This is a genomic window from Spirosoma migulaei, assembly GCF_054776855.1.
Genome location: NZ_BAAHBG010000035.1, coordinates 15,115 through 33,927 on the forward strand (window position 1 = coordinate 15,115; position 18,813 = coordinate 33,927).

General features: G+C 44.9%; 20 protein-coding genes. 13 read left to right on the forward strand and 7 right to left on the reverse strand.

The window, feature by feature from the left end:
- Nucleotides 1-109 precede the first annotated feature (109 nt).
- From ACYVGO_RS32285 to ACYVGO_RS32310, 6 genes are all read right to left on the reverse strand, one after another.
- Nucleotides 110-547 (reverse strand): hypothetical protein, encoded by a 438-nt coding sequence (locus ACYVGO_RS32285; protein ID WP_460972862.1) that lies wholly within the window; start codon nucleotides 545-547, stop codon nucleotides 110-112.
- A 70-nt stretch (nucleotides 548-617) separates the two neighbouring features.
- Nucleotides 618-1,067: a hypothetical protein gene (locus tag ACYVGO_RS32290; RefSeq protein WP_460972863.1), complete on the reverse strand. Its 450-nt coding sequence runs from the start codon at nucleotides 1,065-1,067 to the stop codon at nucleotides 618-620.
- Nucleotides 1,068-1,138: 71 nt separating this feature from the next.
- Nucleotides 1,139-1,918, reverse strand: coding sequence for a DUF6166 domain-containing protein (locus ACYVGO_RS32295; RefSeq protein ID WP_460972864.1), 780 nt, complete (start codon nucleotides 1,916-1,918; stop codon nucleotides 1,139-1,141).
- Nucleotides 1,919-2,011: 93 nt separating this feature from the next.
- Nucleotides 2,012-2,959, reverse strand: a complete 948-nt coding sequence (locus tag ACYVGO_RS32300) for an ArdC family protein (protein WP_460972865.1) — start codon at nucleotides 2,957-2,959, stop codon at nucleotides 2,012-2,014.
- A gap of 216 nt (nucleotides 2,960-3,175) precedes the next feature.
- On the reverse strand, nucleotides 3,176-3,415 hold the full coding sequence (locus ACYVGO_RS32305; protein ID WP_460972867.1) for a hypothetical protein: 240 nt from the start codon (nucleotides 3,413-3,415) through the stop codon (nucleotides 3,176-3,178).
- A 19-nt stretch (nucleotides 3,416-3,434) separates the two neighbouring features.
- A complete protein-coding gene (locus ACYVGO_RS32310; protein ID WP_460972868.1) occupies nucleotides 3,435-5,474 on the reverse strand; it encodes a toprim domain-containing protein in 2,040 nt (679 codons plus the stop codon).
- 201 nt (nucleotides 5,475-5,675) lie between these two features.
- Between ACYVGO_RS32310 and ACYVGO_RS32315 the strand changes: the two genes are divergently transcribed.
- From ACYVGO_RS32315 to ACYVGO_RS32375, 13 genes are all read left to right on the forward strand, one after another.
- Nucleotides 5,676-6,314, forward strand: a complete 639-nt coding sequence (locus ACYVGO_RS32315) for a hypothetical protein (protein ID WP_460972869.1) — start codon at nucleotides 5,676-5,678, stop codon at nucleotides 6,312-6,314.
- A gap of 21 nt (nucleotides 6,315-6,335) precedes the next feature.
- A complete protein-coding gene (locus tag ACYVGO_RS32320; RefSeq protein ID WP_460972870.1) occupies nucleotides 6,336-6,665 on the forward strand; it encodes a hypothetical protein in 330 nt (109 codons plus the stop codon).
- Between the two features lie 24 nt (nucleotides 6,666-6,689).
- Nucleotides 6,690-7,046: a hypothetical protein gene (locus ACYVGO_RS32325; protein ID WP_111350803.1), complete on the forward strand. Its 357-nt coding sequence runs from the start codon at nucleotides 6,690-6,692 to the stop codon at nucleotides 7,044-7,046.
- 7 nt (nucleotides 7,047-7,053) lie between these two features.
- Nucleotides 7,054-7,398: a hypothetical protein gene (locus tag ACYVGO_RS32330; protein WP_460972871.1), complete on the forward strand. Its 345-nt coding sequence runs from the start codon at nucleotides 7,054-7,056 to the stop codon at nucleotides 7,396-7,398.
- Entirely contained in the window at nucleotides 7,364-9,802 is a 2,439-nt protein-coding gene (locus ACYVGO_RS32335; RefSeq protein ID WP_460972872.1) for a VirB4 family type IV secretion system protein, read from the forward strand. The genes ACYVGO_RS32330 and ACYVGO_RS32335 overlap by 35 nt, the downstream gene beginning before the upstream one ends.
- Nucleotides 9,803-9,804: 2 nt before the next feature.
- The gene (locus tag ACYVGO_RS32340; RefSeq protein WP_460972873.1) at nucleotides 9,805-10,758 is read left to right on the forward strand and encodes a hypothetical protein; all 954 of its coding nucleotides are present in this window, start codon (nucleotides 9,805-9,807) and stop codon (nucleotides 10,756-10,758) included.
- 10 nt (nucleotides 10,759-10,768) lie between these two features.
- Complete coding sequence (locus ACYVGO_RS32345; RefSeq protein ID WP_111350808.1) at nucleotides 10,769-11,395, forward strand: hypothetical protein; 627 nt, start codon at nucleotides 10,769-10,771, stop codon at nucleotides 11,393-11,395.
- Complete coding sequence (locus ACYVGO_RS32350) at nucleotides 11,395-12,186, forward strand: DUF4138 domain-containing protein (RefSeq protein WP_460972874.1); 792 nt, start codon at nucleotides 11,395-11,397, stop codon at nucleotides 12,184-12,186. The genes ACYVGO_RS32345 and ACYVGO_RS32350 overlap by 1 nt, the downstream gene beginning before the upstream one ends.
- 19 nt (nucleotides 12,187-12,205) lie before the next feature.
- On the forward strand, nucleotides 12,206-13,375 hold the full coding sequence (gene traM, locus ACYVGO_RS32355; RefSeq protein WP_460972875.1) for a conjugative transposon protein TraM: 1,170 nt from the start codon (nucleotides 12,206-12,208) through the stop codon (nucleotides 13,373-13,375).
- Nucleotides 13,376-13,386: 11 nt separating this feature from the next.
- Nucleotides 13,387-14,607 carry a hypothetical protein gene (locus ACYVGO_RS32360; protein ID WP_460972876.1) on the forward strand — a complete coding sequence of 407 codons (1,221 nt, stop codon included), beginning with the start codon at nucleotides 13,387-13,389 and terminating at the stop codon, nucleotides 14,605-14,607.
- Entirely contained in the window at nucleotides 14,604-14,966 is a 363-nt protein-coding gene (locus ACYVGO_RS32365; RefSeq protein ID WP_460972877.1) for a hypothetical protein, read from the forward strand. The genes ACYVGO_RS32360 and ACYVGO_RS32365 overlap by 4 nt, the downstream gene beginning before the upstream one ends.
- Nucleotides 14,945-15,445, forward strand: coding sequence for a hypothetical protein (locus tag ACYVGO_RS32370; protein WP_460972878.1), 501 nt, complete (start codon nucleotides 14,945-14,947; stop codon nucleotides 15,443-15,445). Before ACYVGO_RS32365 ends, ACYVGO_RS32370 begins: the two co-directional genes overlap by 22 nt.
- Before the next feature lie 77 nt (nucleotides 15,446-15,522).
- Nucleotides 15,523-17,409: a type IV secretory system conjugative DNA transfer family protein gene (locus tag ACYVGO_RS32375; protein WP_460972879.1), complete on the forward strand. Its 1,887-nt coding sequence runs from the start codon at nucleotides 15,523-15,525 to the stop codon at nucleotides 17,407-17,409.
- Between the two features lie 452 nt (nucleotides 17,410-17,861).
- Here the strand turns inward: ACYVGO_RS32375 and ACYVGO_RS32380 are convergent, their stop codons facing one another.
- Nucleotides 17,862-18,722: a helix-turn-helix transcriptional regulator gene (locus ACYVGO_RS32380; RefSeq protein ID WP_460972880.1), complete on the reverse strand. Its 861-nt coding sequence runs from the start codon at nucleotides 18,720-18,722 to the stop codon at nucleotides 17,862-17,864.
- Nucleotides 18,723-18,813: the final 91 nt, after the last annotated feature.

The following is an 18,813-nucleotide window of genomic DNA, read 5'->3' on the forward strand; positions in this document are numbered from 1 at the left end:
CTAGTTTGGTTTATTTGTTATCGTTCACGAAAAGGTCAAGCATCATCATTAACTGAACGAGAAGTAATCATCTCCCAAAACCGTTCAGAAAAACGTCTGATTAATTGATCTACAAGTTTTTAATTGTCTCCACTACTTGGGTAATTTTTTCAACCTCCTCTTTACTCCACAACCGGGGATCTTTTTGCTTTCGATAAAAACTTGAAGGGTCAGTATCTAATTTCTTACAAATGAATGTGATAGTCAAATCAGCCTCTTTGATGTAATCAGTTATTTCATTTGAAAGTTGACGACCTATTGCCTGGGTCTGGTCATAAAGTTGAATCAGGGTATTGTCATTAAGTAGCTTTGCAAAAGCGGCAATCTCATCACGTGGTATATTCTGCGGGTAATTCAAGCGCTGGTAGTACATATTGGCCGTTAAGCCTAACCCTTCTTTTAAGGCTTTCAGCGATGAACTGGCTTTTACGCGATTCTTCAAGGTACTAGCCAGTTCAGCTAATGCCCCTTTGTAAGCGTTAAAAGCAATTATAATTTTAGATTCCATGCAATCCGTTGTTTAACCGCAAAGCTTTAACCATTTCCCTGTCAGTATAGCAGAGAATCGATTAGTTAAGTTATGTCTCATCTGACAGCGGCTTACCACATTCAACATGAAAAGCGTAGTCTTCTTCGCTCAAATTTTGCCGTAGAAACTCATCCATACCTAGGTCGTGTCGTTCAAGAACGTAACGACGGAACGGATAGCTATTTTTTGCTTTATCAAGTCCACCTTCCTTTTCTGCTCTTCGTAGTCCATCGTGCGGCAAACCCGCCAAATATTCTTCAAAATAGATCTCAAGCAATTCACGGGCGGAGTTACTTCCCGTCTGAAATTGTCCCTCCGGGGGGTTACTGATCTGTAGATTCAAAAGCTGTTCCAACCAAGCCAGTAAATCACCTAATGGTTGTTCACCCTCATTTCCCTTACCGAATACAGTTAGATTCTTTACTTGGTTATGATAGGTATAGGATGCATTACCGATTCGAAACATTCGCGCCATATAATCCCGCTGATCTTCAGGCAAGTTCGCTAGAACTTCAGCTTGTTGCTGACGGTTCGCCGCTGCGATTGTATTTTTCGATTGGGTGTCTCATGTTAAAACCCACCAAAATATGGAGTAAAAAAACCCTTTTGGTAATCGTGGTTCAGTTTACCTACATTCTCAAAACTATACGCTAAGTCAGTTGCCTGATTAAATTCCAGAAACTTCCATGTTTCAGGCTCCCAACCGCCTAAATTACGACCGTCCTCCGCAATCAGGCTAATTCCGTAGCTATTATCAGGCCGATCATAAACTTCATACACTAAGGCGTTTACCCCTTCTTCGCTTGGGTGCGTAATGGTTACCAGGTCACCCACCTGCCAAAATCGTAAAGACTGCACTGGCTCAACTCTAATCGGCTGCAACGCAATGACGCAGCTTTTTTCATCAACGGATTCTTTCAGCATTGACAAGCTAATTTCCTCAACCTCTGACTCCATCCATTCCTGATCATTCATTTCCCTTTCTAAGGCTACTTGTAATCCATCCCGGTGATCAATGAGAAAATCCGTAATATCGATTTCTTTCTGAAACGGTGCTCCAGCCGGTTGCCAGTGGCTAACAAACGTTTCCTTAAAGGATTGATAGAGCACTTCTGCCACGTGCTGATTCTTGAAGATCTGTAGACAAATTGCCAGGGCACTCTGCGCAGGCCCGGAGCCACCGTATCCCCAACTAAAGCCATCCGGGCTGTGATTAACTAGTTTCTGGCTTTCACCGGGCAAAATTTCGACGCCATCCACAAACAACCTTTGGTTCCCTCCAATGGTAATGACCCCATTGATAACAAAGGTCGTTTTCTCCAGATAAAACACAGGTGCTTCCTTTTTCATTCGTTTTTAGTCATTCCGGCGTAGCCGGACAATTTTACAAGTTTTTACGCACAAGCCCGCAATCCAAGTGATTGCAGGCTTGTGCGTTGCTTCTTATTCCTGCTCAGCAGATTGCCAGTCCGTCAACGTAGGGGAAATAAATTGAACGGCTTTCTGCGCTTCCTTTGCGGCCCAAAAGATAAATTTCTTTTCCTCTTTCAGGGGGCGTAACCACCCCTCTAGATAAGCCGCTGCATTACCTAACAGCTCCGGGGTTGCGATCCCGGTAAAGGTGGACAGAAATGATGCACCCAACTCCGCCACTAATTCTTCTTTGCTGTAGTTAGTCGATCCGTAGCGACAAAGCTGGGTAACGCCCTCCCGGTTTAATCGGCTCGGATGGCCGGTTGCATGGGTAAGTTCATGAAACAAAACTTTATAGTATTCAGCGGAAGAGGTGAATTGCTCCAGGTCTGGCATATTCATGTAATCAGCGGATGGTACGTAGTAAGCAGCGTTTTTATTCGAGTGACGGATAACCGGTGCCTGAGGCATGGCAGCGACCAGGTTTTCACAAACAGTAATGGTCTGATTCTCATGTCGAGCCAATGTAGACTGAGGAATCACAAAGTCTATTCCTTCTACATCGCGGACATTAAAGACGTTATAGTACTTAATAAACGAGTTTTTCTTAGGTTCCTTCTTACCATCTCTGGTCACGGTCTCGGTTTTACTTTCCACTACATTCCAGTAAACGACGGGCAAACTTTTAGCCCCTGCCCGTAACTTACCGCCTTGCGCTTTGATCTGATTGAACGTACAGAAAAAAGGTACATCATACGGGGTCAATGCCAGCAGGAATAAATTAATACCCTGGTAAGTCGATTTGGTAAAATAGTTTTGTGGAGCGAGACCCGCCGTTGACCACGTTTTGTTCCAGGGATTGACACCTTGTTCAATTTTTTCAATGAACAGATTGGTGATTTTCAGGTAGATGTCTACACTTTCTGACGCATTAGAAGTTGTTGCACCTGGCGATTTAGGGGTGAATTTCGCTTTCATAAATATCAAGTATTTAGTCGTTTAACTGATTGATTATGAACTAAAGTTAAATATTTATTTCATATTTTACAACATATAAAATTTTATTTTATAAAATAATCAAACTAAACCCCCTTTTTTTCCCCGTCGTTCTTTTTGTTGTTTATCAGCTTTTACGTTCAATAAAAAAACCCACGCTCAGTGGGCTTCCTAGTTTTAAATAAATCCTTCAGTTCGCTATCCTGGCTGATTCCTTACTTGATAAAAATGGTTGTAAGTCAGCTCAAAGGCTTTGTAGGGTGATATTTTTAAGAAACTAGCTAATTTGGTTATTTCCTCAACGGACACATTTTTGCTACATAGCTGACGGTTTTTATACCAGGTAGTGGCTTTCATATCCATGGATTCGGCCACTATTTTGTGCTTTAGCCCCTTTCGCTTTACATAATGTACGATGGTCTCATTGGTGGTTTTCATGAAGCTTTGTTTTAGGGCTTTACATTGACATCCCACGTTTGGTCTCCTGCTGCTGACTGATATCCTGCTTTGTATCCTTTAAATCGGCTCCATCTACATTCCCCTTACCCGCTCCTGTGGCGCTAGCGACTTCCTTGTTCATCGCCGTTTGCAGGTCTTTACCTGAAGTGCCTTCCCTGGTTAATTCTTCCTGGTCGTATTGTGATTCTTTACGCAGTTTTGTCTGGCCATTGGCTGCTACTTCAACTGTATATTCCGTTTTAGCCACCGTATTGCCATCTCTATCGACTACTTTAATATCTCCTGCATTTGCTTTTGCTGCGGCCAGACTTACTTGCTGCTGCCGATCCTGAATTTCCTGTTGCTTTTGCTGCTCATCAACCCGTTTTCCAAATTCTGGAGTAGCAACTACCTTTTGGCTCTCCTGATCATATTGGGCTAATTCTACTTTTTTGGCACCTTCTGGCGTTTTGATTTCCATATAAGCGGATACCTGGGCCTGGGGTTTTTCCAGGGCTTTTTCAGCAACTGCCGCATAGGTGTCTATCTCCTTCTTATAGCGCCCGGCGATGTACTCCCGGCCACTGGCTTCCTGGTAGGCAACGATGAACGGAGTTGCCCGCTTTAAATCTTCATTATAGTCCTTTTCAATGGGACGCTGAACCTGGACGTAATTACTAAGACCACGTTCCTGAATCAACGTCTTTTCCACCCGAATTAGATTTTCCCGGTTGGCAGTAAAGGCGATTTCCAGTTCAGAGGATCGCGAACCGTTTTGAATGATGGTGGCCTTGGCTTCTTTTTCAGCACCCTCTGGTATCGTTTTATTAATGGCCGTTGTAAACCGCTCCGCTAGTTCGGTGAGTCGCTGCTGGCCTTCCCGCTGATTCTGGTGGGCAAGCGTGATCAGCAACCGTCCATCCGTCCGTTCATGTACATTAAGTTGAGCATGCATTGTTTCGCTTTCGGGTGATACTTTCAATCGACCGGCCAGGTTAATATTCTGTCTAATGCCCCCCGGATCATTATCATTGGCTAGAATCAGTTTGTCAGCCTGGCTTTCTTTCACAAGTTTTTCAATGAGCACCGGTTGCTCCCTGGATATATTACCAGCGGTAGCGATATATAATCGTTTTTCATCGGCTGCGGGTGGGTTGAGCTGGTGATAGGATAGTGAATCAATCGGACTTTCATGAATGACGACAGTGTTTACGGGTCGTTTATCATAATCTGTTCTGGATGACCATACCGCATTTTCTTTCGACTGTTCGATACGGTTATACTCACTGTTTCGATTGATGGCCGCAATGACATGTTCTTCATTTCGCAAGGGGAACGATGTGTTCACGATTATTCGGTCCGTAGCCCCTTCCGGTGCCTTATACCCATACGTATTACGCAACGAATCTAAATAGTTGTCAGGCAGCTTACCCGTATCTTTTACGTGTCCCTGGATCGTTTTAAGCTGGTCAAAAAACGGTTTTGAATAGTATTTCTCCAGGCCAATCACCTGGATTGCTTTTTTCTCAGCCTCCGGAATAGGGGCCAGTTTACCTAACTGATTGACGCCCTTCTCCAAAAACTCTTTGTAGCTAAATTCCTTATTAAAAATCCGATCCTTAAACTCCTCAGCATAGATCGTGGCTTTACTAATGCCCCGGCTTTCCAGATAGTCGGTCTCCGTGATCGTTTGGAACTTGAAGTTATGCTGAAATGCCTGGTTATGTGAATGCGTATTCACGGGTTGCGACACTAAACGGTCCTGCGACACATCCCCCACATAGCGAGCTAATTTGTCATTAATTTCCTTCCAATCCGTTCCGTTTTTAATCCGCTCAAAGCTGATAACATCTCCTTTCTCCCGGTCATGATTGGGTGTATAGAAGTAATCATGATCCTTTCCCTTGTACACAACAATGGTATCCTGCGTCTCACCGAGAACCTTTTTATCCAGCACGGTTGCTGTGTTCGTTGATTTATCACGGTCTACCTCCCATCCCTGACGCTGGGCATACTCGCTTAGGTCTATTCGTTTCTTATACTCATCAAAGGTCGTCATAAGGCTTACTTAGGATTAATGCAGGAACATTTATCAATGCTACTTTTTTCTACCATTTATCAACTAAAAAAGTATTTTATTATGATAGAAAAAAGTAGCATACAATTCTAAGAAAGTTTTTGCTATACTTGCTAATGAATGGGGTAAAATTGTCTTAATTTTCAAATTAATTGTATTAATACAATATTTAATATGATTATTATGATAAAATGGAAAACTTACTGGCCTATTGCCTTGCTGACCACTGCAATCGTTTTTTATTTTTTCTTTGGTATAAATTTCTTCCATAATCTTTATGATTTTTCAATTGGAAATCCTTACGATGAAACAGGTATATACCTAGCAATTTTCTGGTTTACAGGCCTCGTCTGGACAGGTCTAAACCGCAAACAACCAGATCACTTGAGGGCAACTGGCCAGGGTGGTGGCCTATACCAAATTACCGGCTTACGTGAAAAGCAGCTACTGCATGTCTCCGCGCTGTCCTACAATGAAGGGAGTAAACGAGTGATTAACCGCTTTCAACCCGATAAAAATAACGAACCTGACCTAAGCAAGAAACCCCAGGCTTTGTCAAAGCAGGAACCTATAGCCACATCGATCACTGGCAAGTTCCAAAACGACGGGGCAAAAAAAGAGGAACCACAGACTAATTCAACCCCCAACGACGCTGGATCAACTGGAGTCAGTCAATCCACAAAGGCCGTTGAATCGGGCCCGTTAGCAACCATCAATACGGCCCTGAAAGGGGTAAGTCAGTTTGACGAAGAGAAAGCGAAAAAACTTCGGGCCAGCCTAAAAAACTTTGGCCCTAAGCGAAAGGAGACGACTCAATCTTAATCCTAAAATTCACCTAAACGTATGCTGCTCCATAGTTTATTTCTAACGAGTGATGGGCTAACAAGCAGCCCCGTACCCAATCGATTCCTGTGTCAAGGCACCTATGAAAATGCGTTAAAAACACTGGGTAATGCGTTGCTCGACGACGTGTTCACACTCTTATGTATCGCCCTTTTCCTGTCAGCCATCGGCCAGGTAGTCAGCTATAGTTCATCTAAAAGTTTACTGGCTTTAACCGCTCGCCTGCGGCAAGCAAAAAAGCCAATTCAGCCTTCACCAAAACCGAGAAATCCAGCAATAGTTACTGACAGTCAATCAAATGCAAACTCCTTTCATTTTCTAAATCAATAGATTCACCCCTAAACACAACATGGTATGTTACTCTCAGAACAAAAAAGTGCTCAGTCTGTAACGCGATCAGTAGCCTTCTTTATCATCGCCTTTGGGCTAGTGATCCTGGGTCCCGAGGCTTATGCGCAATCAGGGATATCTGGGTCGGTAAAAAACATTGCCAAGATTATTCAAACGGCGGCTAATGCACTTTTCATCATACTCATGGTCGTCGGCCTGATACGAACTGTTGCGGGCTTCATTTCCAACTCACCCAATGCGGCTCGCAACTTACTGATGCTTGTCGTAGGGGCAATCCTCTGGTACGGCTTTAACACCATCGTAGAAGATATTACCTCATCGGTTGGCAGCAGTTCGACGGGTGGTTTTGAGCCAAGATAGACTAGCGATGGAAGTACGAAAATCACTGGAACAAAAGACGCTAATTCTTGGCATTGAAATCCGCGATTTAGGCGTTACGCTGGCCTTATTTTTTGGCATCATGATTTTTATTGGCATCGTCCGCATGTTTATTCCCATTTCGGTCTGGTATAACATTGCGGGTATTGTGGCCATGGGCATCTACATCGGAATTGTCCGCTATGGGCTAAAAAACAAGCATCCTTCGTACATCGTCAGTTTGCTTTCCTTTCACTTTTTCCAACCCAAACGGATCTGGATGAAAAAGTTAAGTTTCATCGATAAACGCAACCAACGCAATGGTCAGCATCGACAACAATACAAAAACAGTTGATGACATTATACCCATCTTTTCGGTAGAATCGAGTCAGCTTATTTTAAAAGATGGGCGGGTGGCGGTTGGCTTTTCGGTCGATGGTATAGAAGCCGAAAAGCTATCTGCTAAACAGTACGATTATCTGAATACCCTGCTTTTTGGCGCGTTAAAAATACTTCCGGTAGGAACGATCATTCAAAAGCTTGATGCGTATTATTTCAAGGAGTATAAGACCTCTACCCGGGATAAAACGTACTTTCAGCGCCGAACTATCGAGCATTTTACCGAACGACAAATTTTACTTCATGACGGCTATTTGCTGATCAGCATGGGACCCGAACTCGAACGGGATCGCAACGCAGCCAACACCTTATTTGCCCTAGGTCGGAGTTTAACAAAAAATCCGTTTGACAGAATTGAGGATCGACAAGCTGCCATTGAGCAGGTAGCAGCCGATTTTACGACAACGCTGGCTTCGTTTGAGGGTATTTTATTCAATCGGCTGGATGATGAAGGCTTACAAAACCTCTATCTGCAATATTATAACCTGGAATTTGATAAGGCGTATCAGCCAACCGATGCGTTGAGAACTTTTGGCCCCTCCTCAACCCATGCGGCCATTGGCGAAAAGAGGGTGAATGTAATTACCATGTCTGGTCAGGGTAGCCCGCTAGAGCCCTTCGCGCGCAATACCCGTAACATTATGTCGCCCTGGGTGTATCCGCTGACTAATTACCTCTACTTCCCGCATGTATTGAGCGTGTCGATAAAGATCATGAATAAAGAAAAGATCTTATCCGACATGGATACAACGGCTAAGGTTATTCAGAACCTCGACTTTATGATGACCCAGGATAATCGAATCAAGCGGGAAGAAATTCTAGACTTTACCGAAGAGGTCAGAAGTGAGAATAAAAACATTGTTTCCACTTCCGTCAGCCTCATTCTCTACGGGGGAAATGCGTCCGAGTTAGAACGACACATTCAGCGAACTGTGGCTGCTTTTCGGGAAATGGGTTCATCGGACTGTTTTATTGAAAGTATGGATACGGCTAATCTATTCATTGCCAACGCACCCGGAAATTCCGACCAAAACTACCGGTGGCTGACGATGACGGGGGATAATGGAGCCGCTTATCTAAATTTTCTGACCAAATATACTTCGGATGTGAAAGGCGACTTACTGTGTGACCGCTTTGGGGTTCCAGTTTTAGTCAATCTGTTTAATACCGAATTAGAGAATCAAAATGCACTGGTGATCGGACCGACCGGGAGCGGAAAATCCTTTACGATGGCCTGGTTTATTCTGCAACGATTTGACCGGGGCGAACCACAAATTATCATTGATGTGGGCGGTACTTACCTCAGTGCATCGATTGCGCTCGGCGGCAAATATTTTGAGTATGACCCCGAGCGACCGCTTAAATTCAATCCCTTTTTAGTGGAGCGAAATCCAGATGGAACCTTCGTTTTAAATGGCGACAAAAATAATTTTCTAACGAACTTATTAACTGTCATTTGGAAAGGGCAGAACGGCACCGTTCGGCAGTCAGAACGGTCAGTCCTAAACGAGTTGCTGTTGCATTATTATGTTCACTACAACCAACAGTCTTTAGCGACTGATTCATCGGTTACGGTACCTTCTTTAGCGGGCTTTTATGAGTACATCATCGAGTATATGGAGTCAAGCAGTACGGATCGGGAGTACCAGAAACAGGCCGGATCGTTCCATTTTGACGAGTTTTTATTATGCCTAAAACCCTTCGCCATTGGGCACTATAAGGAGGTCTTAAATTCGGATGAGTACGAGGATTTAGCGGAACAGAAGCTGATAATTTTCGATATGAAAAAAATCAAAACGAACCCTATTCTTTACCCCGTCGTGGGCATGCTCATCACCGAATTAGCCGCCGATCAATTGGCGCGCTATCCCAAAATCAATAAATGGATTTACATGGACGAGGCCTGGTCCATGCTGTCGGACACCATGACTGATTTTATTGAATTGATGTACCGCACGATTCGAAAGAATAACGGCAGTATGACCATCATTACCCAGGGTATTAATGAAATCATCACCTCGCCAATCGGGAAGGCCATCAAAGTAAATGCATCGACCAAGTACATTCTACGCCATACCGATACGGAAGAGATTGATGTACTTTCCAAAGAACTGGCCTTCACTCAGCACGAAAAAGACAAAGTGCTCTCGCTGCAACTTGACAAGCATTACCGAGAAATCTTCCTAAAACAGGGTGAATACGGCAAGGTATTCCGCTTAGAAGCTCCGTTTGCCGTCCAAGCTGTGTCCACCTCGAAGCCTCAGGAGCGGGAGACACTGCGGCAACTCACGACTGAATACGGAGACATCTATGCGGCTATCCAACAATTTGTTGAACTAAAAAAAACAGGAAAACTATGAACATGGCTGGCTTTATTCTACTTCAGGCTTCCTACAACATAGGCGAAATTTTCTTCCGTGCAGCCCAGAAACTAATTGACGGCATGGCCACCAAATGCCTTACGTTCATTCCCCTCATGCTCTTTCTGCACGTGGTGATTTCGCTAGCTAAAATGTATTTTGGTGATATGCGGTTTGATCCATCGGCCATCATCAAAGTGATAGCCATATGGATTTGTCTGGCTGCTTACTCACCTTTAGTGTACGCCATTTATGACGCTACCCTGTGGTTTACAAGCTTGACGGGAATCGATAGCAGTACAGACATTTTAAAGTCATTGAACACGCTTTCTGAGACGGGTTATTTAAAGAAACATACGTCTGAATTTTCCTTCCCAAACGTCAAAGTACCCTTTGATGATGCCACCTCGTTTTTTACCTGGTTGATTCTGGCCGTCGAGAATGGGTTGGCGATGATTGTACGGCTGTTTGTTGAGCGAATCAAAAGTATGCTATTGGCCTTTACGCTGGCCTGTGGGCCGGTAGCGTTTACCATTGCTACCATACCAGGATTTGGGGGAACTATTGGCCACTGGCTACGCATCTTTATCTCTACGTCACTCTGGGGTCTTACGCTATCCATACTGGATGCAATTATGGCCAGTTTTATTCACGATTTCGATATTCCATCGGGAACAACGCTGTCCGAAGCATCAGCAGTCCTAGACGTTCTAGTCATCAATGGGGCCGTTATTCTCATGTACTTAAGTGTACCTCTGTTAACCTCTTTCTTTATTGGCAGTGCGGCATCAGCGTCGTTTCTGCGGGCTGCGCAGGGTGCTGCCGGTTCAGCGGCTATGCTGGCTGGTGGAGCGGCTAACAAAGCCCTGAATGATTATCGTCAGGATCGCGAAAAACGAAAAGAGCAGCAGCGTGAACGCCAAAAGATGTTAGAAAGCAGCGATCAAATCGCCTAAACGAGCAATCATGGTAACAGAAACGAATAAACTCGGTGTAGCCGTCAATTTTAGTAAGGCGTTTACGGCTCTCAAATGGATTACAATCGTTACAGTCCTGCTCCTGTTTATTTCCAATGCCTTTTGGGGATGGACCTATTCGACTAGTTTAAAAGAAGCTCGCCAAACGGTGTATGTGGTTTCGGATAAAGGGACTACGGCTGCGGTTGAATCGCCAACCGCTACCCCTTCGGTATATGAAGCCCGAAACCACATAAAAAACTTTATGCGCCTGATGTTCAGTCATGACGCAGAAACCTTTAAAGACCGTATCGATCTAGCCTTTAAGCTGATTAACCGGCAGGATGGTTTAGCCATTTATCAGACGTTTCGGGAAGGGAAAGTCTTGGAGAATTACAACCGCTATTCAATTCGGACGGAACTGCAAATCGATAGTGTCACCGTCAATGTCTCCTCCCAACCCTATACCGGAATCGTTTACACCCAGCAGAAGGTACTCTATCCCGATGAAGTTCAATACGTCCCAATTGCTGCCAAGTTCAATCTTATTCAGACCTACCGCTCCGAGGATAATCCATTCGGCTTGCAGATTAAAGAGTTCAATTTCATTGAGTATACCCCAAAACGAGAACCCTGATGAATAGCCTATGGACACTTGCGTTTTGGGCCACCCTGCTTCCGGCCACCGCGCAGCATTTAGACACGATTTCGGTTACTGTCGAAGGAACGAGTTACGTTATTTTTGATGAGCCGATTAGCCTGGTAAACCTGGGGACAAAAGCCTACATTGGTAAAGTGGAAAACGAACGAATGCTTTTTTTAAAAGCATTAGCACCCAATGCCACACCAACTACTTTATTAATTCAAGCGGGCTCCACGCTGTTTACTGGGTACATTCGATACGAGCGAAAACCGGCGAAAAGCTTTTATGATTACCGGGTATTGGACGGCCCAACTACCAGACTTGGGCAACCTTCATCGTCAACAGTGGAAGCCCCAGTGAGCTCTAAGCTTACCCGGATGAAAGTGATCAAACCAAATACGCATATTCGGGAGGTGAAAGATGGCATTGAGCTGGAATGTGTGCAGCTTTTTAACGATCCGGAGCGCACCTATTTAAAGATCGCTTTTCGGAATACGACCACAGTTGCCTACGTGCTGGATATCGTTTCATTCACCTATAAGGAAAAATTACCGCGTCGGTTGCGCAACAAAGTCTCTCCCCAATTTGAGGAAATGAAACCGGATGATCGGTTGGAGCCTGCCCGAATTGAAGCGGGACGAACGGAAGCATTTTACTATTCTATTCCGCTCTACTCCACAACGGAAGATGGCTATCTGGAAATCATCTTCCGGGAAAAAGTAGGTGCCCGGGTGGTCACCCTGGAAGTACCTGCTCAAAAGATTATGAATGCCCCCTTGTTGTAATTCCTCAATATATCAACGTATGACGCTTCAAGCTAAACTAATCGACATTCTGGGGATTCGAAAACAGCCAGAGATGCCACTCAATCCCCCAACGACAGAGAGTCCGTTGACAGATTCTCCTGACCAACGCGTTCAAAAGGCCCGGGCAATAGCAGCAAAAAACAAGATGACCTTACTTGTCTTGTTGGCCCTAGTCTTAATTGCAGGGGCTCTGTTCGGTTTACGGACAGTCAGTTTGGGGCTAAGAGGTCTGCGTGTAGTACCCGATGACCCGAATCTGTATAAAACCGTAAAAACCAGGTTAGAAAAGTCCAGTATGGTCAGTTCCGTTGAAGCCGAAATCAATAATAACAACCTGAACGGGCAAACGGCAAATCCTGATGTAAACTATATAGCCCGTAAATGGAATTACAAACCGGTTGGTCAACTCCAGTCGAAGAAGCTACTGGATACGGGTCGTCAACAGACCACCTTGCCGATCCCGGTTCAGGTAGTCAGAACAGACGCGCCAGTAGCAACGCCATCCAAAGCAAGGTCAGTTGTTCAAAAGCATCAGCTTAAGCGTCAACGCTCAAGGGATGTTGCCGGGGAGGGCGATCCATTTAATACAGTTCGTGTCACCTTAACAGAATCAGTTACTGCTTCTACACCGCGTCCTTCTGCTTCGCCATCGGTCGTCAGTTCCAGTAACGACGTTGATGGGATCCGCTACATTCCAGCGGCAGTATACGGAAAGCAACTGATACGAACGGGCGGGAAAGTCCGCTTTCGAACAACGGAAGCGGTGACATTTCTACGTGTCTATATACCCCGGAATACCATATTAACGGCAGTGGCGTACCTAGGCTCCGGGCGAATTCAATTTCAGGTTCCCGCCCGTATGATCGCTGGCCAAAAGTTACCGGTTGATTTGATGTGCGTCGATACCGATTACCAGACCGGCATTACCTACAATTACGATTATGTCAATGACAATATGCGGCAGGTAGGCGGCTCAACCGTCAACGATGCGGTCAGTAGCGCTACGACGTATATACCCTATGGTTCGGCACTGGGTGTTGTCGGCTCGATTGGTTCTTCAGCGGCTCGGGGAATTGCCAACGCCGTTACGGCTGGCAGTCGCCAGCGCTCGATTCAACAGGTAGAAATTCAGGATGGGTATCAGGTTTTTTTCAAATCAACTAAATAGGAAACAGAATCATGAAACGGAAAATAATCTTAGCGGGTGTTCTCTCTTTTTGTATGTTGATCGCCAGACCCGTAAAGGCGCAAATTGCCATCGATGTAACGGCCATCCAACGATTAATTGAACTCAAGAATCTGGTTGATAAGGCCAAAAAGCAGCTTGGTGAATTACAAAAAGGGAATACCATCAACAATGGTACCCGGCAAAATACCAGCGCCTTACTCGAAACGCAGATTGAAATAGAAAACCTGCTGCGGACAGCGGACGAGTTTCTCAACATTGCCGCCCGATTCAGTAAATTTTCGGATGTGGGCAAACTGGATACCTTCGGAGAATATGCAAAGGTTCCTTACAATGAATACATCCAGCCGCTTCTGTGGGATCAGGCCTACATTTTCAGCGTCGTTCAAAGTGATCGGGATTTGAAGGAAACCGACGGCATGAAATTGTATGATTACATCCAAACGGGTAGAACCGCCGAAAGCCAAGCTGAAATAGCTGATTTAGGGGAATATTTCGAGGTAAAACGAAATACGTTGAATCGCACCTACGGCTTACAGACAGTCATGCAGAAGCGCAAAATTCAGCAGGCACTTGTTTATTACAAGATGGCCGAGGAAATCGAGAAGAAAGCCTTCGCCATGAATTTGGCCGTCAAGGGAGATATCAAAGGTACGCCCCTGATGGTCGCCAATAAAGGGTTATTTAGTACAGGCTCCCTAGCTAATGGGAACATCTTTAGTGATCCCTTCTCCTTTGACAATACCTGGAATGATGGAGCTATGCAGAATATGCTCCAGCTTATGACAGGCGGAAGTGGTACGGGTGGCCTTCTAAATGCAATTGGCGATTTGTTTAAAGGACCCGATCAAAAAATGATGGAGCTCCAGGTGCAGAACATGATTGCCCGGGCGCAGGCCGATGCCCTAAAAACGGCAATGGCTTCGTTTCAGGGAAGTTCAGGCGTTGATTATGGGGCATTTTCGCTAGCTCCATCGACCGGCGCTGCGGCCTTTGGTACATCATCGGCGGCCACCAGTCTACGGATGACGACCGGCGAGCGCATGTCAAATCAAAAAGGGGCCATCGATCTGTACGTAAAAGCCGCTGAACTCCGTCAAAAAGGAGACGAGTTGATGTTTGAAGCGGTCCAGAGGACAGCGGAGCAAAAATATGTCGACGGAGCACGCGAACGAAGCTTCCAACGCTATGCTTTAGCGGCTATTAAGCTATGAAAACCAGTCTGCCTATTCTGCTTATCTGTCTGATGGGCATGGGCTGTTCGTCTAAACCGAACGCCCCTGAGCATATCTGTGCGGTTTACCTCAGTTGCATCAACGCGCAAAAATGGGAACTGGCCTCCCGGTACGTATTCGATACGACGCCCTCACTCCTGCAACTGTCACCCCTGTTAACCAAGAATTATCAGTACAAAAAATTCAACTTTATCCGGGCTGACTACGGAAAAGATTCGAGTCGGGTACGGGTGAAAGGCGTGCTCATCTATGCCGATGAGACGTATTTGGATTCGGTTTTTCTGCTCGAAAAAGATTCAACTCAGTTCCCAAACGCATGGAAAATAAAATCACTCTAAAAAGTAGGCTGCCCCTCATCACGTTTATAGCGTTTGCGTTACTGGGGTTTTCGGTCATGGTCGCGGAACTCATCGTTCACGTTTCGGCTAAGAAACGAAAAGACACGTTGCCTGCCATCAGCCATACTCCAATGGAGCCAAAGCAGGTGTTACTGACAGTTTACCAGGAGGCAAATAAGTACTTTCTCGGTGACAAAACGGTGTTGAATCAGGCTGTCTATACGTACTGTTCTAAACCGCTGATTCAGGAATTTAGTAAAACGCCGGGTATTATGGAACAGACATTCGCCAGGGAAACACGCATTGGCCGGTTAAAAAAGGTAGAGGTGGTTACTCAGCACTATCAAGGAGTAGATTCGGCGATGGTCAGTGCCAGGGCGTTTTATAATGATGGCTTTTCCAAAACATTTAACCAGCTTTTCGTCAAAGAGAATGGCCGGTGGAAATTAGGCTTGTCCTATGGGCGTGACATTAACTAATTCCAACATGATCCGAATCCGTAAAAAGCACCACTCATCTAAGCTTTTTACGGACTCGGTTCCAGTTCTCTCCGATTATGCATATTAATCAACTTAAAATTGGCATCTGGAGCCTGACACTTTTGCTGCTGGCTTTACTATGCCTGGAGGGAGTGATTCAATATAACCCGCTCCTATTTACCCCTTACATTTTGCTTCAGGTTTTTAAAACGGGCTTTGTTCTCCGCGTTGGGTTTATTATCCTGTACGCCTGCTGCTTCTTGCTGCCTGAAACCTCCCTCCAGGCTGAACTAGACCGAAAAAAGCAAAAGAGTTTATTCAGTGTTGACCGAATTGCCTTACTACTAATCGGAGGTTGTTTTTTACTGGGCTGTCTGCTGCTGTTTAAATTTGAACTCTTTCCCTTTAGCTATTATGTGGAACTGGCAGGACTACTGCTGGTGATTCCATCAATTCCATTTTTAACTCATTTCGTCAAGGGTGATCAAACGAAGTATAGAATACCGACGGATAAAAAGCAGATTGACAACCCGGATTCGTTCAGTTTCCGGGGAGCCAATGGAACGTGGGTAAACATTCCCAATCCAGCGCGGGGCGTCGGGATCATCGGCTCTAACGGCTCAGGTAAAACGGCCTCAGTCGCCCATCAGATTATTGCCCAGGCTGCCTATAAGAATTACACCGGTGTACTCTTTGATTTTAAGTTTCCCTCTCTGACGGAGTATGCATACAATCACTATAGCCGTTCTGAATGCCAGGTCGATCTAGCTATCGTCAATTTTGTCGACCTTTCCAGAAGTCATCGGATCAACCCCCTCCTACCCGAACTGTTATACTTCCAAGCGTATGCCTACGAATTTGCCGCTGCATTTTATTGTACGCTCAACCGAAAAGCCATTCGAGAAAAGGACTTTTGGGATACCTCAGCCATTTCCATTTTAGCGGGTGTCATCTGGTACATGAAGATTCATTATCCCAACTACTGTACATTGCCGCACGTGCTCAATATGATTCTGGGTCATGATGTATACCAGTTGATCGGGTTATTAGAAACTAACTACGAGACCAAAACGATTGTGGCCAGCGTCAGTACGGCCATTCGAACCAAAGCAGAACCTCAGCTAGCGGGTCAATACGGTACGCTGCAAAATGCGCTAGGGCGAATGAATACCAAGGAAATCGCCTGGGTATTATCGGGAGATGATTTTGACATTAACTTGAATGATCCCCAACACCCCAAGCTGCTTTGCATCGGTACCAAACAAGATATCATTGAGGCCCTTTCACCTGTTGTCTCTCTGCTCATTACGGCTTCGCTGAAGCAGTTAAATAACCCGGATAAATTACACAGCATGGTGCTGCTGGATGAGGGCCCCCAGTGTTACATACCGAACCTCTCCGATCTACCAGCTACGGCGAGAAGTAACAAGGTAGCCACCATTTATATGGCACAGGATATTAGTCAGATGATCAAAGCCTACGGCAAAGAAGAAGCATTCGCGATTATATCCAACCTAAACACCCAGTTATTTGGTAAGAATCCCAATATCGAAACGGGTGAGTATGTCAGTAAGCTGTTTGGGAAAGAGGAAATGCTTCAGCGGAACGAGAGTCAGAACCGGAGCAATCCCAACGGTATAGATTCAAAGTCTGGCTCCCACAGCCAGGGTGTAAGTTTTTCACTTCAGGACAAGGCTCTGTTTAAGCCCCATGAAGTAAACCGAATGGAAACTGGCGAATTTGTAGGCATTACAGCTGAAACTGTCGAGCCCGTTTTTCATACGCGGTTAAAGCTGCCCACGTATACCTTTGCCGAAGGGACGAACCGTAAGCTACCCGTTTTTTACGCGGACGTCGATGCAGATTTAAATTTTGAACGCATACGGGTCGAATGCGAAGCTATTGTTAAAGGGTTAATTCAGCCAGAGAATGAACATCAGTTGATAGCAGGTAATCTGCGCTAGTCTATTACATAACTACAACTTTAATTTAAACTGGGCTTCTTATTGTAAATGGGCGGAAATTTACGCCGAGCCGTCGATACGGTCGCTTCGGCGCTCCGATTTAAACGAGATATATAGTTTATAGCAACAAGTTTTTGTCTCAGATAGGAGCGATTTTTGAGAAAGTACCTTTTAAGTACCTAGTGGCCTATTTCAATTCCTCTCCACTGCAATTCGTAGCATACGATTTTCTGTATATCAAGTCAAAATCAACACTTTATGGAGTATTTTCATTTTAGTACTTCTTCGTTGCAGGTGTTCTCATTGAAACCGACGTAGACCGCGCTTAGCTCAGCATTAAGTAGTCGCCGTGACGCATTTCGTATCAGCTTTAGGACGCAAACTAACCAATTCCCTTGTTGACGTACCAACCACTTTAGAGTGTTCTCAATTATCACGTCGAGTTCGATGCACTACGGCTTTTGCGCTTGAACGGCTGTTTGACGAAAGCGTCCAGGAGTTAGGCCATAGTGTTTTTTGAAGAGCTTTGTCAAATGACTACTATCGGTAAAGCCAAATTCAGTGGTCATCTGCGTGATACTTTGATTGCTGAATCGCAACCGATTCTCGATCATCCTGAGCTTATACTTGAGAATGTAAACCTGCAGCGATTCCCCCATTTGCTTTTTAAACAACACGCTTAAATAGCTGGCCGACCGATTAAAGCGTCCTACCAATCGTTCAATTCGCAAGGCGTTTGGGTCCTGAATGTGTTGGCAGATATACAGCAAGAGCTCCTCCATTAGTTTAGGGCTTGGACGCTGTTGGGATTCATGTGTTCGTTGCCGAACCAGCGTACGAGATAGCATCACCAAAAGAGCTTTCATGATTCCATTAATGATCAGCATGTCATAGCCTTCTTCCCGATCATATTCATGCACTAGTACAATCAGCAAATGCTCCAAAAGCTCTTTTTCGCCTGGATCTTTCACCAAACTTCCGTTGGCCTGGTAAGGGGTTTGAAGTAAATACTCGACCATAGGTAGCCACTGGGTGGATTGGGCCAGCGCAGGGTCCCGAAGAAACAACTCCGTGAAACGGATATAACAAAACGTAGTCGGTTCTTGAATCTCAAAGAAATGGTAATCTTCCGGACCTAATAAAAACACGTCCCCCGTTGCGTAAGAAAAGGTATGACCGTTTATAAAATGCCGCCCAAGACCGTTACGGATAAAAATAATTTCAAAATAGCTATGCTTGTGAACTGGGTGCGGCCAGCGATCTACGGTAAAGTGATAGACATTAAAGGGCTCATGCTGAATATAACGTTTCATCTAATCAATATACAACTGCCAATAGGAATATACTAACAAATAACTGATTTATACCAAAATCGAACTAGGTAGCTTGTCTACTTTTGAAAGT

Coding starts and splice junctions, on each gene's coding strand:
- ACYVGO_RS32365 (WP_460972877.1), top strand. CDS start 14,604: ATGAAAACCAGTCTGCCTATTCTGCTTATCTGTCTGATGGGCATGGGC.
- ACYVGO_RS32345 (WP_111350808.1), top strand. CDS start 10,769: ATGGTAACAGAAACGAATAAACTCGGTGTAGCCGTCAATTTTAGTAAG.
- ACYVGO_RS32300 (WP_460972865.1), bottom strand. CDS start 2,959: ATGAAAGCGAAATTCACCCCTAAATCGCCAGGTGCAACAACTTCTAAT.
- ACYVGO_RS32380 (WP_460972880.1), bottom strand. CDS start 18,722: ATGAAACGTTATATTCAGCATGAGCCCTTTAATGTCTATCACTTTACC.
- ACYVGO_RS32305 (WP_460972867.1), bottom strand. CDS start 3,415: ATGAAAACCACCAATGAGACCATCGTACATTATGTAAAGCGAAAGGGG.
- ACYVGO_RS32315 (WP_460972869.1), top strand. CDS start 5,676: ATGATAAAATGGAAAACTTACTGGCCTATTGCCTTGCTGACCACTGCA.
- ACYVGO_RS32285 (WP_460972862.1), bottom strand. CDS start 547: ATGGAATCTAAAATTATAATTGCTTTTAACGCTTACAAAGGGGCATTA.
- ACYVGO_RS32350 (WP_460972874.1), top strand. CDS start 11,395: ATGAATAGCCTATGGACACTTGCGTTTTGGGCCACCCTGCTTCCGGCC.
- ACYVGO_RS32360 (WP_460972876.1), top strand. CDS start 13,387: ATGAAACGGAAAATAATCTTAGCGGGTGTTCTCTCTTTTTGTATGTTG.
- ACYVGO_RS32295 (WP_460972864.1), bottom strand. CDS start 1,918: ATGAAAAAGGAAGCACCTGTGTTTTATCTGGAGAAAACGACCTTTGTT.
- ACYVGO_RS32320 (WP_460972870.1), top strand. CDS start 6,336: ATGCTGCTCCATAGTTTATTTCTAACGAGTGATGGGCTAACAAGCAGC.
- ACYVGO_RS32370 (WP_460972878.1), top strand. CDS start 14,945: ATGGAAAATAAAATCACTCTAAAAAGTAGGCTGCCCCTCATCACGTTT.
- traM (WP_460972875.1), top strand. CDS start 12,206: ATGACGCTTCAAGCTAAACTAATCGACATTCTGGGGATTCGAAAACAG.
- ACYVGO_RS32330 (WP_460972871.1), top strand. CDS start 7,054: ATGGAAGTACGAAAATCACTGGAACAAAAGACGCTAATTCTTGGCATT.
- ACYVGO_RS32325 (WP_111350803.1), top strand. CDS start 6,690: ATGTTACTCTCAGAACAAAAAAGTGCTCAGTCTGTAACGCGATCAGTA.
- ACYVGO_RS32375 (WP_460972879.1), top strand. CDS start 15,523: ATGCATATTAATCAACTTAAAATTGGCATCTGGAGCCTGACACTTTTG.
- ACYVGO_RS32310 (WP_460972868.1), bottom strand. CDS start 5,474: ATGACGACCTTTGATGAGTATAAGAAACGAATAGACCTAAGCGAGTAT.
- ACYVGO_RS32340 (WP_460972873.1), top strand. CDS start 9,805: ATGGCTGGCTTTATTCTACTTCAGGCTTCCTACAACATAGGCGAAATT.
- ACYVGO_RS32335 (WP_460972872.1), top strand. CDS start 7,364: ATGGTCAGCATCGACAACAATACAAAAACAGTTGATGACATTATACCC.